Annotated in this window: 12 protein-coding genes; 7 read left to right on the top strand and 5 right to left on the bottom strand. The window is 41.1% G+C overall.

What is annotated here, in order from left to right:
* Positions 1–90: 90 nt before the first annotated feature.
* Together phoB and PQR79_RS10555 are read right to left on the bottom strand one after the other, a co-directional pair.
* Entirely contained in the window at positions 91–780 is a 690-nt protein-coding gene (gene phoB, locus PQR79_RS10550) for a phosphate regulon transcriptional regulator PhoB (RefSeq protein ID WP_238102909.1), read from the bottom strand.
* A gap of 200 nt (positions 781–980) precedes the next feature.
* Complete coding sequence (locus tag PQR79_RS10555) at positions 981–1,925, bottom strand: porin (RefSeq protein WP_238102976.1); 945 nt, start codon at positions 1,923–1,925, stop codon at positions 981–983.
* 324 nt (positions 1,926–2,249) lie between these two features.
* On the opposite strand from PQR79_RS10555, the gene rdgC reads away from it, so the two are divergent.
* Positions 2,250–3,161 (top strand): recombination-associated protein RdgC, encoded by a 912-nt coding sequence (gene rdgC, locus PQR79_RS10560; RefSeq protein WP_238102907.1) that lies wholly within the window; start codon positions 2,250–2,252, stop codon positions 3,159–3,161.
* A 9-nt stretch (positions 3,162–3,170) separates the two neighbouring features.
* Entirely contained in the window at positions 3,171–3,728 is a 558-nt protein-coding gene (locus tag PQR79_RS10565) for a glutathione S-transferase family protein (RefSeq protein WP_238102905.1), read from the top strand.
* A 255-nt stretch (positions 3,729–3,983) separates the two neighbouring features.
* Here the strand turns inward: PQR79_RS10565 and PQR79_RS10570 are convergent, their stop codons facing one another.
* Entirely contained in the window at positions 3,984–5,813 is a 1,830-nt protein-coding gene (locus PQR79_RS10570; RefSeq protein WP_438270816.1) for a M61 family metallopeptidase, read from the bottom strand.
* A 202-nt stretch (positions 5,814–6,015) separates the two neighbouring features.
* Here PQR79_RS10570 and PQR79_RS10575 point away from each other — a divergent pair, with 202 nt between their 5' ends.
* From PQR79_RS10575 to xni, 4 genes are all read left to right on the top strand, one after another.
* A complete protein-coding gene (locus PQR79_RS10575; protein WP_238102904.1) occupies positions 6,016–8,172 on the top strand; it encodes a tetratricopeptide repeat protein in 2,157 nt (718 codons plus the stop codon).
* 180 nt (positions 8,173–8,352) lie between these two features.
* Positions 8,353–9,909 (top strand): sensor domain-containing diguanylate cyclase, encoded by a 1,557-nt coding sequence (locus PQR79_RS10580; RefSeq protein ID WP_238102903.1) that lies wholly within the window; start codon positions 8,353–8,355, stop codon positions 9,907–9,909.
* A 62-nt stretch (positions 9,910–9,971) separates the two neighbouring features.
* On the top strand, positions 9,972–11,330 hold the full coding sequence (ppnN, locus tag PQR79_RS10585; protein WP_238102902.1) for a nucleotide 5'-monophosphate nucleosidase PpnN: 1,359 nt from the start codon (positions 9,972–9,974) through the stop codon (positions 11,328–11,330).
* Complete coding sequence (xni, locus tag PQR79_RS10590; RefSeq protein WP_238102901.1) at positions 11,330–12,097, top strand: flap endonuclease Xni; 768 nt, start codon at positions 11,330–11,332, stop codon at positions 12,095–12,097. Before ppnN ends, xni begins: the two co-directional genes overlap by 1 nt.
* 212 nt (positions 12,098–12,309) lie before the next feature.
* Here the strand turns inward: xni and PQR79_RS10595 are convergent, their stop codons facing one another.
* On the bottom strand, positions 12,310–15,096 hold the full coding sequence (locus PQR79_RS10595) for a S9 family peptidase (RefSeq protein WP_238102900.1): 2,787 nt from the start codon (positions 15,094–15,096) through the stop codon (positions 12,310–12,312).
* A gap of 397 nt (positions 15,097–15,493) precedes the next feature.
* On the opposite strand from PQR79_RS10595, the gene PQR79_RS10600 reads away from it, so the two are divergent.
* Positions 15,494–16,504: an isocitrate dehydrogenase gene (locus PQR79_RS10600; protein WP_238102899.1), complete on the top strand. Its 1,011-nt coding sequence runs from the start codon at positions 15,494–15,496 to the stop codon at positions 16,502–16,504.
* 70 nt (positions 16,505–16,574) lie between these two features.
* On the opposite strand, the gene rlmM is transcribed toward PQR79_RS10600, so the two are convergent.
* Complete coding sequence (rlmM, locus tag PQR79_RS10605) at positions 16,575–17,663, bottom strand: 23S rRNA (cytidine(2498)-2'-O)-methyltransferase RlmM (protein ID WP_238102898.1); 1,089 nt, start codon at positions 17,661–17,663, stop codon at positions 16,575–16,577.
* Between the last annotated feature and the right edge of the window lie 58 nt (positions 17,664–17,721).

Consider the following 17,721-nt stretch of genomic DNA (forward strand, 5'->3'; position numbering starts at 1 on the left):
AGATAGCCTAATTTAACAATTGTGGCTAGGCAACAAACAATGAGCCAAGCTCTGCTTATACAAACAGAACTTCACAGCTGCCCAAACGCATTACATTCTGGTTGAAAAACGGTAACCCGCACCACGAACAGTTTGAATTAACTTATCGTGACCACCTTGCTCTACCGCTTTGCGCAAACGCCTAATGTGTACATCTACAGTGCGATCTTCCACATAGACGTTTGTGCCCCAAACATTATCAAGTAACTGTTCACGACTATACACACGCTCAGGGTGAGTCATAAAAAAATGCAACAATCTAAACTCAGTCGGTCCCATATCAAGTACAGACTCGCCCACCGTCACTCTATGACTAACGGGATCAAGTTGTAGCCCTTGCACATCGATGGTTTCTTCTAAGCGTGTGGGTGCGCTTCTGCGCAACACCGCTTTTATCCTTGCCACTAACTCTTTAGGCGAAAAAGGTTTGGTAATATAGTCATCAGCGCCAACCTCTAGGCCTTTGACTTTATCTTCTTCTTCACCACGCGCGGTAAGCATAATAATGGGGATTTGACGAGTAAACTCGTCTTGCTTTAAACGTTTTGCCAATTGGATACCGCTGCCACCAGGGAACATCCAATCAAGTAAGATTAAATCTGGGTACGGTTCTTGAAGCAACTCAATAGCTGAATCGAAATCTTCAGCAGCAGCTGTCGTAAAACCATGTTGATCCATCACAAATGTCAGCATCTCTCGAATTGCTGATTCATCTTCTACTATTAAAATCCTAGCTGTCATGTTGAGTTTCTACATTAATTTGCCACATGGGTATTATTAGACACTTTTATGACACTTTCATGACCTCAACGCTAATATTGGTACTAAAAAACAGTTTTTGTCATAAAAGCTTAATTGCTGTTAACGCAGTGTAACAAAAAAAGGGCCGAAGCCCTTTTTAAAGTAAGTGAATTTAGTGACTTAACATAAAGCCGATAACCTTAAAATTTATGTTCAATACCGATACCCACATAAGCATCATCTTGATCATTTGAATCAAACGTATTTTCGGTGTAGAAAGCAAATAACTTCGTTGGCTTACCTAATTTGTAATCTGCACCCACAGACCATGAGTCGCCTTTGTTTTCCATGTCTAAATACTGGGCTTTTAACGTGACATCATTAATGCCATAAGCCGTGCTTAATAGGAACCCATCATCTTTTACACCGCTTTCCAGTGCTTCTTGTTGTTGATACATAGCACCAAGCACTAATCCTGCAACTTTACCTTGAACAGTCGCACGGGCAGTATCATAACCTTTTACTTTTGAATCATAGGCAATTGCTGCATAAACCGAAGAGGTTTTAAGTCCAGCATCGCCATACATAACAGCCATACTCACACCGTCTTCACCAGAGCTGTTATCTCCAACCACTTGATCTGAATCGCCAGAGGCAACATAGGTTACACCCGCTTGAAAATCACCGAACTCTGGTGTGTAGTAAGTTGCGGTTTGTGCCATGCGGTTATCACCTTTAAACATGGTTTTCAAATCGCCAGACAGGTCATTAAATTGGTCAACTTTACCCTGTGAGACCTTCAGCATAGTGTCATTGCGACCAACAGAAACTGCACCGAAATCACCTTTTAATCCGACAAACTGATTACGAGCTAAGAAGTTTTCTTTGTCCTCATCGCCAGTATTAACCTCATACTCAATAGTATAGAAGGCCTCTAAAGACGTACTTAATTCGAACTCACCAGTGACACCAAAACGTGATGCATTACTTTGAATAGTCGTTTCAGTTTCATCAGAAACATCATTAGACTGCGCGGTAACATTTAATTTGCCGTAAACTTGAAGGGGGTCTGCTGCGTAAGCCGTTGAAACAAGCGTTGCTGCCATTGCAGAGGCTAAAAGAGTTTTACAAAAAGCATTCATCATTTCATCCTTTTGACGCATTAATCGTCATGGTTATTACGGAGTGTGTTATCGGAACGAACGGCATTCTGCCCTGAGAATGTTTCAGAAATATTTCACTAGTTAATGATTTGCTGATATTTGCTTGATACAAGTGATTAACATCGCTTGAAATACAGCTGCGATAACGGTTTGACGCGACACAACTCAAATGTGACAGTTTGATGAATTCTGAGGTGGATGGTTTTTATCAAGATACGCATAGGTGCTTTTTGTAGGTTTACCGCTTTGCATCTATCCCGTAAACTGCGTTAACTGAATTTTCCTGATAATTAATGAGAGCCTTCTATGTGGTTTAAAAATCTCACTCTATACCGTTTCAATAAGCCGTTCACCACCGACACCGAAACATTAGAAACGGCCTTAGCTGACTTCACGTTCTCCCCTTGTTCAAGCCAAGACATCAGTAAGTTTGGCTTTTCAAATGCCCTCGGTAAAAAAGGCCAAGCATTAGTTCATAGCGCTGAAAATCGCCATTTGATTTGTGTGACCAAAGAAGAAAAGATTCTACCAAGCCAAGTCATTAAAGAAGCGCTAGATGAAAAAGTGGCCGAAATAGAAGATCAAGAAAGCCGCAAAGTCACTAAAAAAGAAAAAGACAACATTAAAGACGAAATTACCACCACCCTCCTTCCTCGTGCTTTCTCGCGTCGCAGCCAAACTCGGGCATTAATTATGCCCGAACTGGAAATGATCTTAGTCGACAGCTCAAGTGCGACCAAAGCGGAAGAGTTATTAGCCTTATTACGTAAAGCCATCGGCAGCTTACCGGTGATCCCATTAAGTTATGCAACGCCAATTGAATCGACCTTAACCCAGTGGCTGCAAGCAGGCGAAGCGCCAGCCCCGTTTGAAATGCAAGATGAAGCAGAACTAAAGTCTGAATCAGATGAAGGTGGTATCGTGCGCTTTAAGCAACAAGTGCTCCAAGAAGATGAAGTGCTTGCCCACATTGCTACCGGCAAACAAGTGCATAAATTAGCCTTACATTTTGCTCAATCTATTGCATTTGTGATGCAATCTGATGCCAGCGTCAAACGGATTAAGTTTTCTGAAGAATTTAGAGCAGGTAATGATGAGGTGGGTACAGAAGACCCTATCGCACGATTAGATGCCGACTTTGCCTTAATGGGCAGCGAACTAGTTGCGTTTATTAATGCACTTAACCAAGCATTTGGTCCACTCGAACAAGGTGTATAAGGACATTATATGAAACTATACGGTAGTTATACTTCGCCATTTGTGCGCCATTGTCGCATTGCATTACTTGAATCAACACTCGACTATGAATTTATCGAAACAGATCAAGTTGCCAGCGCAACATTATCGCCAACCAAACGGGTACCACTTTTACAAGATGGTGAAATGACATTACATGATTCTAGTGCCATATTGCATTATATTCGCAATAAATCAGACAAACCATTTATTGAAGGCGCAGTCGAACTCGACCAGTATTGCCTGATTAACACGGCTCTGGACAGCACAATCAACTTGTTTTTCTTAGCCCGTGATGGAGTCGACATCGAACGTTATGAATATACCCTCAGACAAACTCAGCGAATAGAATCGACGTTAAAGGAATTAGAACAACTCAAATTACCACTTCATGGCCCTTATGATGATGTTCAATTGCGATTAGCGTGTTATTTGAGTTGGGCTGTATTTCGGCAACGTATCAATATCGACAGTTACCCCAAAATGAAATTGTTTTTAGCAGCCATTGAGCGCGAACCATTATTTATTGAAACCGCCCCACCCGCTTAATCAATCTGCTCTAGATGAATAAAAAAAGCCCTGTAGTCAGGGCTTTTTGGTATAACAATTAAACTAACAAATCTGAGCTTTTGGATAAGAGATTCATTGATAATGATAAAATCAATATGTAACCATGTTCTACTTCAAGCTTGTCATTTGTTTTAATCACTAGGTGAATTAACACGCCAATAACTAGCCTATTGCAAGTTCTTAGAAAGACAAAAGACAGTTTGAAAGGCGGTTGTTATCCAGAGTTCAGGTTAACTAGGCTTCGTCGTTTTTAAGCCACTTACCTTCAGCATCGAACGGCCAATCAACACCAAGCCAAGCTTTAAAAAAGGCTTTTTGTGCTGCACTCGGTTGCTCAACAGCAGTAATCGACAATGTGCCCTCTGGTTGCTCAGCCAATAAAAGATTAACGTCCTTTAATCTGTCATTGCTAAATACGGTTACATTAACCTTATCCCCAGGGCTAAAATCATCAAAACGTTTCTCAAAGCCCTCTGCAGTGACTTTCAACCCATTGACAGCAACAAGCTCATCTCCCGCAGTTAATCCAGCTTGCCAAGCTGGGCCATTTTTTGCCACTGTGGCCAGTATTAAGTCGTTATGCAATCCTGATAAGCTCATTCCAGCATCCACTTTGGTTTTAGGCTTATCACCATACGTGGTGGTCAAACCGGCTTGGGATAACAGTAGTTCAAAGTCCAAACTAAAGGGTTGATTAACAAACTCTTGCCACCAAGGTTGGTAATCTTTACCTGTAAGGGTGGTTAGAATACTTTGTACATCTTGAACGTTATATCCCATCGGAATTTTAAAGTTTTGATACAAGGCTTTATGTACATCACGGTATGAATGCACTAAATCACTGTCCTGTATGACACTAAAATCCAATGCCATTGAGGCTAAATACCCTTCCGAATATATATTCACGCTGTGGTTTAACGCATAATCTCCCCAAGTACTGCTCCACTGGCCTAAACTCGCCTCAGCAACGGATTGGGTATCACGGCCTGGGTTATTCTCATTGAGTACAATCCGCAGGCTTAAATCATCAAAAAACTCTTTAGCACTGATGACACCAGCGCGAAGCAGCAGTTGGTTTTGAAAATAACTGGTTGACCCCTCTGCAATCCACAATAATTCACTCATGTTTTCATTCTGATAATCATAAGGCACTAAACCTTCTGGCCGATAGGCTTTGACATTCCAAGTATGAATAAACTCATGTGATGCGGTACTGATAAAGCGTAAATAATCTTCTCGCTCACGAAAATTAAATCGCGGTAGCTGAATAACGGTAGAATTTAAATGCTCGGTAGCCCCTCGAGCACCGTTAGTGGCATGCACCATATACACGTAACGTTCAAACGGATAATCATCCCAAATCATCGATGCTTGACCACTAACTTTAGTTAAGTCAGTGACGATTTGCTGGGTGTCATAATTACCTTCACCCCAAAAAACCACATCATACTCACGGCCATTAGCCTCAAAATTGAAATGTTGATTAATGCCTGTTTCAATGGGTGAGTCCACCAATACATCATAGTTAGCGGCTTTAAATGAATGGGGGGTTGGGCCTTTATCCATACCCGAAAAGCTTTGCCAACCTTTAGGTACACTCAACCCAACATTGACAGGCTGTTGACGAAACTCAGGGCTATACATCAATACGCCACTGGCATCTAAATAGGCATGGCTGTCATCAATATGACGTAAGCGGTCAGCAAGTTCATTGGCGTGCAACTGATAAGTAATATTCACCGCTGTGGGTGTAGTTAAATCAATCGTCCATTCGCCACTGGCGGTGCGCGTCCATGGTAAAGCCTTTCCGTTATCATCTTCTGCGCTAAATAATCTCACGCCATCAGCAATCGGTAAAACCTGATAACGACCCGTTCGCCACACAGGTAAGTTGACGGTTAATTGCGAAGACATTGTTTTAGGAAAAGACACACTAACTTGCGCTAAATGGTGCACAGGTTGATTAATATCAATATGGTAATCAACGTCAGCAAATGAAGGGATAGAAAAACACATCGAAAAAAGCGTGCATGAGGTTAAAATAGCTAGAGAAGTGGGTTTCACTCTAAGTTCCTTCTGGTATGATTCTATTTGTTTTTATTTTAAATTCCGAACAATTATAACAATCTATGCTAATTTACAAAGTGGCCATTTACGATTGATTACAAAAAGTGCCAATACGTGGTTAAACATCTATTGAGTTCACACGCATTTACCTATACCAATTGGGTTACTTTTATGAACAATATTAAGGATTTTTGCGGCTATGCTACGACTCGCTATTTTATTTTTGTTATTGCCCTTCATTTTTTGCCACGTCGTGATAGCTAAAGATCTTGAACAACAAGAAATCGAATTCAAAGAAAACCCAACTAAGCTATATGCCAAACTCGCCAAGGTAACAGAGTTTCCATTATCGTTTTCAACGCCACAAGAATTTGCCAAGGTCGCAGATGAATTAGGTTATAAACCTGAGGAATTACACCGTAATTTAGAAGTGTTAGCTCGCTTGACTTTAGAAACCAATTTACAATCTTCTAGCAAATATGAAGATGCTGAATTATTGATAAAACAACTTGATACCATTGACTCTACAGTCTTTGAGCAAGCAATGGTTATTATGCTCAAAGCAAGATTTAAAGCCAAAAGAGATAAGCAGTATCAATCAGTTGTGGTTGAATACATGGAGGCTTTTAATAAAATCAACTCAGATTTGAGCCTTGAAGCGACCTTATTTAAATACACCCTGCATGAGCACCTAGCCAGTTTGCATATCATGTTATTGCAACCCGCTCCTGCGTTATCGCATTTAAATCAATACCGTGAAATTGCTTATCAACTTCACAACGATTATTTTATCGCAGAATCAGAAGCCGCATTAGGTAAATACTATAATCGTAGCGGTGACATGAGCAAATCATTATTACATTTCACTGAAGCATTTCGTTTAGCCAATGGCCTAAACTATCTTTCGTTAAAATCACAAACATTACTTAATTTAGCAAGAACATATCGCGATTTAGAACAGTGGGACGACGCATTAAAATATGCCCATGATGCCACTGAAATATTGCAAAAGTTAGGAAATGAAAGTTACTTAGCTGAAACGTTAAATGTGATCGCGATGATTTATGCAGCTCAAGAAAAGTGGAGTAAGGCGATTGATTACTATTTAAACTCACAACAAGTGAATGAGCGTTTAGGTAACAATATTTCCGTCGCGCTCAACTTTCATAATGTGGGTGAAGTCTATTCAAAACTCAAAAACTACCCTGCAGCAATGAATGCCTTGAAACAGGCCAATGATATTTTTAGGGCCCACAAAACTAATCATTACTTAGTTCATAACGAATTACTGTTTGCTCAAGTGAGTGCCGAACAGCAATTATGGCCAGAAACCATCGATCATGCGAAAAAAGCCCTTGAGTTAGCTAAACAAAAAAAGCTTATTGATGTTCAAATTGAAGCATTAGGTTATTTATCAAAAGCTTATCGAAGTAATAATGACCTCAATGCGGCAATCGATAGTGTTGAGGCCATTATCGCGTTAAATCAGTCGGTTGAAGACAAAAAGCAAGCCAACAACAGTCGTTCTGAATTAACAGAGCAAAAATTAAAGTTCGAGTTAACATTACTTAACAACAAGTTAGAGCAGCAAGCGACTAAAAACAAACGCAACCAAATGATAATTTTGTCTGTACTGATTTTAATGAGTATAGCTTTAATCACCGTGGTCTTTTTATATCGAAAACTACAATACAAAACCAAACAATACCAAGCCTCGCAAATCATTAATAATCTTGAGCCCTTATCGCAATCACCAGGCTATCGGGCGTTTATCCAAACCCTAGCAACAATGAAACAATCTGAGCCAAAAACGTTGGCTCTGGTCAATATTAACGAATTAAATAATATTGATATGCAACTAGGGTTAACTGAATCAGTGACATTAATGCATTCATTTATGAAACAGTTAAACCAACACTTAGGCACTGATATTTTTGTGATACGGTCAGGTGTGTTTGCCTGTTATTTTAATCAACAACGTGATGCTGACTTTATATATGAGGCATTATTAACATGTCTTCAACAATTTAAAGACGTAAAAAGCAGCATCCCTAACTTCGCACAGTTACAAAATATACATCAAGTCAGCATTGGCCATATTAACCTGCCTTTATTAAGTAATCCGGATGTTAATATTAGTGCTGAGCTGCATTTTGAAACATTACAATATGCATTAGCGGCGGCAATGGAAATGACTGAAAAACCTGCTTATGTGTCATTAAGACCACTCAATTTCGCTCCAGCAGCTATTTTTATGCCACCACTTTATTTAAATCTAACCCAAGCGTTAAATAGGGGGATTATTCGAGCAGAAAGCAATCGCAACAGTTTAGATATTAATTGGCCTAAATGTTAACAGTTCAATAAAGTAGCACTTATCAGTAAATTATTATTATTTAGCAACAATTAGATTTGTTGCACAACATTATTGAGATATTATCGCTATAATATACGTTCAATAGAGATCCTGCTTTAGCACTAGGATTGTGGCAATTGCTTGCCAATCGCAAGCGAATCATGAGTAGGCAACGCAATAATGAAAGAGTCTGAGACTACGATTTCACAAATATCGTTGATGAAACAAAAACTTCATGCAGCCAAAATTGCGCTTGAAGACATCAACACAGATCGTAATGACAAACTAAAAACGCTGATCCAGTTTATCAGTCACCTAAGTCTTGCCTGTAAAGGGCAAAATTTGGAACTCGACAATAAGCTGGCTAAATTGCGTCATCATATGCAAAGTTTTGATCAAGTTGATGAAGCGTTACCTGAATTAGTCGATATTGAACGCCTGTTAAAATCACAGTACAGCCATACCATGTCACGCTTAGAAGACAGCCGTCTTGGGTTATCTCGAGTGATCCGTCAGATTCAGAGGGTCAACGCCGTACCTGACAAACTCAAAAAAGAAATCACCTATTTTAAACAAGAACTCAACAAACCATTTCATACCGTATGGGAGTACATTCCCAAAGTAGAAAAGCTTGTTTCATTTTACGAAGAGATTTTAAAGCAAGAGTTTGCCGACACAGACAGCTACGACATATTGCCACAACACATACAACTTGCTAAGGAATTGGCCGCAAAAATAGCTGAAGTCGAGTTTAGAAAAGATCAACGCGATCAAATCTTAGTCCTTAAAGAAGTATTGCTTTCAGACATCACTGTCAATACATTACTTGAGTCTTATCAGACCATCCTCAGCCTATTGCTAGATAACATAGCGCGTGAGAAAACGGCTTCACAAGATTTTCTATTTGCCCTAAACGATGCATTAACCATTGTACGCGACGTGGTAAACAGCACCTATAATAATAGCCAGCGCAGTGAGCAGCTTAAAGGCCAATTAAATAAAGAAATTAACTTACGCGTCAACAATGCCGATGAGCTCGTTATCGACGTTGATAACATCACAGAACTTAAGACACAGCTGACCATTCAGCTATCGTCTTTACGTGACGCCTTATCGCGTAAAGAAGCGCTAGAGCAACGTGAACAAGCTATTTTGCGTAAATCAATCGAGTCAATGCGTAAAGAACTCAACGCAATGAGCAACGAAGCAAATAGCTACAAAGAAAAACTGTTTGAACACCAAAAGCTAAACCTTCTTGACCCGCTAACACAACTCGCAAATCGCACTGCGTTAGAAGACAGAATGGAGCAAGAATACCGTAACCATTTGCGTTTTAAGTCGCCATTGTGGATTGCGGTAACCGATATTGATCACTTTAAAACTATCAATGACAACTTTGGCCACAGTACCGGAGATAAAACTTTGCAAGTTATTGCAATGGCATTAAAGAATTCATTGCGCGACAGTGAGTTTGTGGCTCGATATGGCGGTGAAGAGTTTGTTTTACTTTTACCAAGCATCACCGATGAACACATTTCATTGATGCTTAACCGAGTTAGAGAAAAAATCAAAAACATTCCATTTAAGTTTAAAAATCAGAGAATTACAGTTACATTATCTATAGGTGCTGCTCAAGTCATGGAAAATGAGACGCTCGAAGAAGCATTCGAAAGAGCCGACGCAGCCTTATACCAAGCAAAAAATAACGGCAGAGACCGAGTCGTTATTGATATCTAAGCCAATCCAGACTCAACTGCTTTGGACTCGGTATCAAATACTCGGGTCCAAAGGAGTTGCGTATGATCGTAAAAATTAGTCCACGTGGTAGCTTAGATCAACTTTCCCAATTAGAAGTCGAACGTTTAAGACAAGGGGCCAAAAGTGACCTCTACCAGTTATACCGCAATTGTTCCCTCGCAGTACTTGCATCTGGCTTAATTAGCGACAGTTCAGAAGAGCTGTTTACCCGCTATGAATCATTTAACATCAATATCTTACAGCGCGAACGCGGGATTCAAATTGAATTAATCAACCCACCAATGCAAGCCTTTGTCGATGGTGAGATCATTGTGGGTATTCAAGAGCACTTATTTGCCGTGCTACGTGACATTATTTACATCAGCAATAAATACGAAAATTTAAAACACATCGATTTCACCAATGCAAACCATATAACCAATGTCGTATTTGACATTTTACGCAACGCACAGGCAATTTCACCAATGAAAGACCCCAATGTTGTGGTGTGCTGGGGTGGACACAGCATCAATCCAGTAGAGTATCAATATACCCGTGATGTAGGTTACCAATTGGGGTTACGTGGCCTCGATATTTGTACAGGCTGTGGCCCTGGCGCAATGGAAGGCCCCATGAAAGGGGCGACAATTGGCCATGCCAAACAACGAGTACACAACGCCCGATACATCGGTTTAACAGAGCCGAGTATCATTGCGGCTGAGCCGCCTAATCAAATTGTTAATGAATTAGTGATATTACCTGATATAGAAAAGCGCCTTGAAGCCTTTGTGCGCCTTGGTCACGGTATTGTGATATTTCCTGGTGGCGCCGGTACTGCTGAAGAGTTACTCTACTTTTTAGGTATTTTGCTACACCAAGACAATCGTGATACGCCATACCCATTAGTGCTGACTGGCCCTTCTGAAAGCACAGAGTATTTCACCGAAATCGATGCCTTCATTGGTGCAACTTTAGGTAAAGAGGCCCAATGTAAATATCAAATCATTATTGATGACCCCGTTAAAGTCGGTCAAATAATGAAACAAGGAATGAGTGAAGTAAAAACCTTTAGGAAAAATAAAGGCGATGCTTACCAATACCAATGGTCACTAAAAATTGAGCCTGAATTTCAATTACCCTTTGATCCAACCCATGAAGTTATGGCAAATTTGAATCTATACTTTCAAGACAATAAAGCCGAACTTGCGGCCAACTTACGCAAAGCATTTTCGGGCATTGTTGCCGGTAACGTAAAAAGTGACACCATAAAGCTTATTCAACAACATGGACGCTTTAATATCCAAGGTGATATAGAATTAATGCGCATAATGGACAACTTATTAACAGCATTTGTAAAACAACAACGAATGAAATTACCCGGCAGTGCCTATGAACCCTGCTATAACATAATAAAAAACTAATGAATAAACTGCTGATTATTGATGGACTAAACCTTGTTCGCCGCATTCATGCGGCGTTACCTGATGAAAACGACATAACAAGCGTACAGCAACGTTCGCTAGCTGCATCGCAAAAATTGCTTAAGCAGCATCAACCCACACACGTGATCGTGGTGTGGGATGGCAATGAGACGTCCTGGCGCAAAACCCTTTATTCCGATTATAAAAAAGGCCGTAAGCCAATGCCCACCGCGTTAAGCGAAGGGTTAACACAAATTAAAGCCACTTTAGCTGAACACAACATTCATTCGTTTGATGCTCCCTCAGAAGCAGATGATGTGATTGCGACTATTGCCACTAAAGTCATCAACAATAATGGTGAAGTCATCATCGTCTCTACTGACAAAGGTTTTAGCCAATTACCGAGTCAACACCTCACATTATGGGACCACTTTAACCAGCAAACCTTTGATATTAAACAATATGAAAAGAAGCTTGGGGTTGAGCAATATCAACTACTGGACTTTATTGCATTAGCGGGAGACGCAGGTAATAAAATCCCTGGCATTGCAGGCATTGGTCCAAAATCAGCAGCTGATTTACTGAATAAATTCAGAACCCTTGCCAACTTATATCGCTCACTTGATAACCTAGGTGCAAAACAAGCACAAAAACTTGCTGAAGGTAAAGAGATGGCACGGATAAGCTATAAGCTTGCGCAACTGCAAACCGATATTCCGCTCAATGTAAATTTAAAGCAATTTAGGGTTAATACCCATCCGCATTAATTAGGTGTCAGCATACTGGCCGCGGTTTTGATTAAAGTGTTGATAAAGTAATACCTGTTCCCTTTCAAATAGCGAGAACGTAAAGCCAAAGCAACAGGGCATCACTAAACGCCAAAGCTACCGTGGCTTGTATAAAAAAGGCCACAGTAATCATCATACTGTGGCCTGTTAATATCTTACCTAGACAGCTTATCCATTAACCCCTAAACGGCTTAATCGGCTTTTTTGTACTCTTGATAAGCTTCACCTTGTGTTAACCATTGTGGCGCTGCTTCGCCTTTTAAATAATGATCAAAATATTGTTTCATCTTAATGCTGTAGTCGAGCTTGTTAGGGTACTTTTTTAAGTGATGGGGCTCATCTTGATATTGCAAAAACACCACATCTTTGCCCGCCCTGCGCATCGCTAAATACAATTCCACGCCCTGCTCCCAAGGCACCGCATCGTCCTTATCACCAAACATAATCATCATTGGTGTTTGAATACGATCAGCATAAAAAACAGGTGAGTTTTCAATGTATTTTTGTGGTGCAGCAAATAAACTGCCACCAATTCGGCTTTGACCGGTTTCGTATTGGAATTGGCGAGCCAAACCAGAACCATGACGAATACCACTATAAGCGCTAGTCATATTGGATACCGGCGCCCCAGTTACGATCGCTTTAAAAATGTTGGTTTGCGTGACGGCATAAGCACTTTGATAACCGCCCCACGAATGGCCTTGAATACCCACAGCATTGGGATCGGTCACCCCCATTTCAATGAGTTTTTGCACCCCCGCCGTTAATGCTTTTACTGATGAAATTCCTGGGTAACCTACCTCAAAGCGAATATCAGGTAAAAATATGGCATAACCATTGTCTGCATACCAAGCAAAATTAGGACGATGGTTGAGTTTCATATCAGGAAAAGCGTGTAATCTGTCACTCATAAAGCGATAAAAGTACACCAGCGTTGGATACGCTTTACCTTCTTGGTAATTGCTCGGCTTAATGAGCACGCCATCCATTTTGACACCATCGCCATCATGCCAATGCACAAGCTCAGCTTTACCCCAAGCAAAGCCGTTACGTTGAGCATCAAGCGAAGTTAATTGAGTGGCCGTTTGCACGCTATTCACGTCAGCACTGTACAAGTCGGGATATAAATCATAGCGTTGTTTTGAAAACACCACTGTATCCGCTTCGTTAGCACGGGCTAATAAGGTTAATTTACTGTCACTATCGGTTAAACGCTTCACAGTAGATTGCCCCACTGTTGCAGCGTAAAAGGCGTCAGCTTTAGTGGTATGGCTATAACCTTGTAATATGATTTTTTGACCTTGATGAATAGTCGCAGGCAAACGGTGTTGTTTGGCTAGCCCCACCACTCTAAATTGGACTTTGTGTTTACGCCCTTCACCATTAGTGAGCATAAAGCCTTTATGTGATGCAGTATTAAATTGCCACATGTCATATTTATCGTAAAACGTAATACCAGAGTCATCAGCAAGCCAAGGACCAAAACCATACCCTGGCGCGGCGCTAGGGTAATCATGGTCTTCATCGGCAAATGGAGTATTGATGTTCTGCGTTAGGTTAACTGTGCGACCAGATGAAATATCACGTAAATACACACTGCCCTGCTGATAATAAGCGAGGAACTTTGCATTTGGCGATAAGGTAGGCATGGCATCACTGGGTTGTTGAACCAATATTGACTGCCTTTTGCCTGTGTTCAAATTAACCAAATATACATCACGGTAAAACCCTGCCCAAGTGATCATTTTTTGATAAGGCACATCTGAGCTTGCCAGCAAATAATCAGCCTGTTCACCATATGTAACATCAGGCACTGCTTGGTCGGCTAATTGCAGCATTTTATTTGAATCAAGATGTAACACCGCAAGGTAAGTACGCTTTAACTCTTTGGCGTATTCTTTTACTTCTTGTGGTTTAATCTTAGGATCGTCACCATGCCAGACACGTAATTGCTTATTCGCCGTTATGATTTCAGGGTTAAATACATCTTCAGCTTGTTTATACTGGGCTAACTCAGGCTGCTGGGCCACGCTAGGAACACGGCCAACAAATAAACGTCGATTGTCTTTAGAAAACTGTAAACTCGAATGTTGGTTGTAACGCCAAGCGTTGCTGCTATTAAACAATTGCTGCTTACTGGTGTTAATATCTAGCAACAAAAGACTATGATCACGGCCATAACGTTCAACTGATGCATCGCCTTTAGTCAGAGCCACAAAGTGGCCATCATCACTAATGGCAAGCGCTTCAAGCTGCTCGTCCTCACTGCTAAATACTGTTTCACTGGTTAATGTGTCAAGTTTGACTAGGATTAATTGGTGTAATGCTTCTTGCGGATCATTTTGTAATAGCGCTAACAAACCACCGGCTTTATCAAAAGCAAATTGACTCACATTATCTAATGTTAACTGCTGATTAGTTTCAAGCTTAACTAGGGTGACTTGAGTGCCAAGATCGGCTTTATCGACCTCTTTATCGTCTTGTTTTTGGTCTTCACTGTCTTTTGAAGACTCATCCGGCTCAGCTTTTTTATCTTCAGGCTTATGCTTAACCAACAAATAGCCGCCATCGTCACTAAATACGGCAGTATCAACATGATCAAACTGTTGTTGGATACCGCTTTCAGTGGCTAATAACACAACCGACTGAGGCAAATCGTCGCTTTTTTCTGTTTCACGCTCAAACAAAGGTGCTTGTAGGGTGGCTAATACAAAGCGTCCGTCTGCATTGACCTTAACATTGCTACCTCTGTCAATTTGATATTGTTTACTGTTATCACTATAACGCACTAGTGCACGACTATCGCCCCGGTCAGGCTTTGCTTCTACAGCTATCACCTTGCCATTATCTGAAATAACGGGTTGTTGCAGGGTGTTAAAATGCATAATATCGTCAATGGTTAGTGCATTAGGCGCCGCGACCCCGTAAGCACTCACACTCAGGCACAATGCCAGCGGAATTAAGTTAAATACCTTCACAGTTTCCTCTAATTATTATCATGATGGATTGTCTGTTTTATCAATGGCTGGCAAGCAGCATCATTAAATCGATGATCATTCGACCAAAGTCGTCTATATAAAAACGTCTTAGCGAATAAGCTATTCGTGGTTAATATCTGACGCTGGTCATCTATTGCCACTGTCGTTCTTTGCAAAATCCAAATCGAACTGATTGAAAGTTCATAGTAAAACAAACAGATTAGGATTGACTTAAAAATAACGGAAATAATGTGATAACACTCACTATTTTCTGTAAATAAACATTAAAAGTCGGTAAAATACGCCGCAGAAAAACGACGGATTTTATCGTCGTCTGACCGTAGCTTTGCTTGCGGTTCAACACTTGCAGTAACCACAACCGTGGAAAGGACTATTCATGCCAAAACGTACAATTACCGTAATCCCTGGTGATGGGATTGGACCTAGCATCATCGATTCAGCCTTAAAAATCCTCGACAAAGCAGGATGTGACTTTGAATACGAATTTGCTGATGCAGGGTTAACGGCGTTAGAAAAGCACGGCGAGTTATTACCACAACGCACTTTAGACCTAATCGAAAAAAACCGCATCACATTAAAAGGCCCACTTACGACACCTGTCGGTGAAGGCTTTACCTCAATTAACGTGAGTCTGCGCAAAAAGTTCAGCTTGTATGCCAATGTTCGTCCAGTCAATTCATTTAAAGGCACTCAGGCGCGTTACGAAAATATCGATATTATTACCGTTCGCGAAAACACCGAAGGGATGTATTCAGGTTTAGGCCAAAAAGTGTCTGATGATGGGCAAACAGCCGAAGCGACCAGTATTATTACTCGCCAAGGTGCAGAGCAAATTACCACGTTTGCCTATGAGTTAGCGCGTAAAGAAAACCGTAAAAAAATCACAATTGTTCACAAAGCCAACATCATGAAATCGACTTCAGGTTTATTTTTGAAAGTGGCACGTGAAGTCAGCCAACGTTATCCAGACATCACTACAGAAGAAATGATTGTTGATGCGACGTGCATGAAATTAGTCATGAATCCAGAAAACTTCGATGTGATTGTGACCACCAACTTATTTGGTGATATTTTGTCAGATCTTTGCGCAGGTTTAGTCGGCGGTTTAGGCATGGCGCCGGGTGCAAATATTGGTCGTGATGCCGCTATTTTTGAAGCCGTGCATGGCAGTGCGCCAGACATCGCAGGCAAAAACCTTGCAAACCCAACGTCAGTTATTTTGGCTTCAATTCAAATGCTTGAATATTTAGGCATGTCAGACAAAGCTGAGATGATCCGCAGTGCGGTTTCAGCCGTCATTGAAGAAGGCGACCGTACCACCCGCGATTTAGGCGGCACTCACGGTACAACCGACTTTACCCAGGCGGTACTTGACCGTTTAGGTTAATATTTAAGGCGACTAAAAAGCCCGCTGATGGCCACATCAGCGGGCTTTTTATTAATTGATTTTGAGATAATTAAGCGTAACTGACACCCTTTTCTGGAAATAACCACAAATGCACAGTGACTTCATCACGGTCGTGATACAGGTGCTTACACTGCATTTTAAAGTCGATTTCGTTCTCAGTTAAAATGGTGGCCATAGTTTCTAAAATGGTGCTCACTTCTTTGTAGCGGCTCTTCATCGGTAATTTAAGGTTAAAGATGGCTTCTTTAAACCAACCATTAATCGCCCAAGCTTCCATTAGCTCAGCAACACGCGCTGGCTTTTCAACCATGTCACACACTAACCAATAAATATTTTTACGCGGTGGCTCAAAACGAAAACCGTCGGCGCGGTAATGTTTAACCTGACCTGTTTCCATTAATTTGGGATCCATTGGGCCGTTATCAATTGCAGCTACCATCATACCGCGGCGCACAAGTTGATATGTCCAACCGCCTGGGCAGGCACCTAAATCAACAGCGTTTAAGCCACTGCGGCAACGGGTTTCTTGCTCATCTTTGGTTAAAAACACCCCAAAAGCTTCATCAAGCTTTAGGCTTGAGCGACTCGGGGCATCAGCGGCCATTTTTAAACGAGGGATCCCCATAAAGTGCGGAGAACTATTGTTACTCAGTGAATAACCAGCATAAGCTTTACCTGGGCCAATAAAGCACACATGAATAATAGGACGACGGTCGTTTTCAGCGCCAAGCAACGCCCCGCTCTTTTTCAAACCTTGACGCAGCGGGACAGTAAATTTACGGCAAAATGCTGATAGCTCTTTGGCTTCATTAGTATCAGGTGTTTCGACCCGTAATTCACCACACTTAGACAACTCTGATAGCGCAGTAACGATTGGGCTCACACGATCTTGTTCTGGCAAATCAACTAATAACTCGCTTGCGGCAAACATTTGACGGGTAAAAATGAGCGAACTTAACGCCAACTCTTTAGCTAAAGTATCCGCACCATCCTCTTCAAAACATTGATAAATAACATAAGCATCATTTACGTTGGTTTTAACAAAACCACCAACATTAAGCTCTGCAGCACGTTGTTGAATTTCTGCCGCGCAGTCTTTTTCGTAGCCTGAACGACAAAATAGAAATAGGTTTTTCATTTGGAGCCTTTGCGTAAGGATGATCGCGTTAATCGCGAGACAATAATCCCACTATTAT

It is taken from the genome of Shewanella metallivivens, from assembly GCF_028750675.1.
Classification (GTDB): Bacteria; Pseudomonadota; Gammaproteobacteria; order Enterobacterales; family Shewanellaceae; genus Shewanella; species Shewanella metallivivens.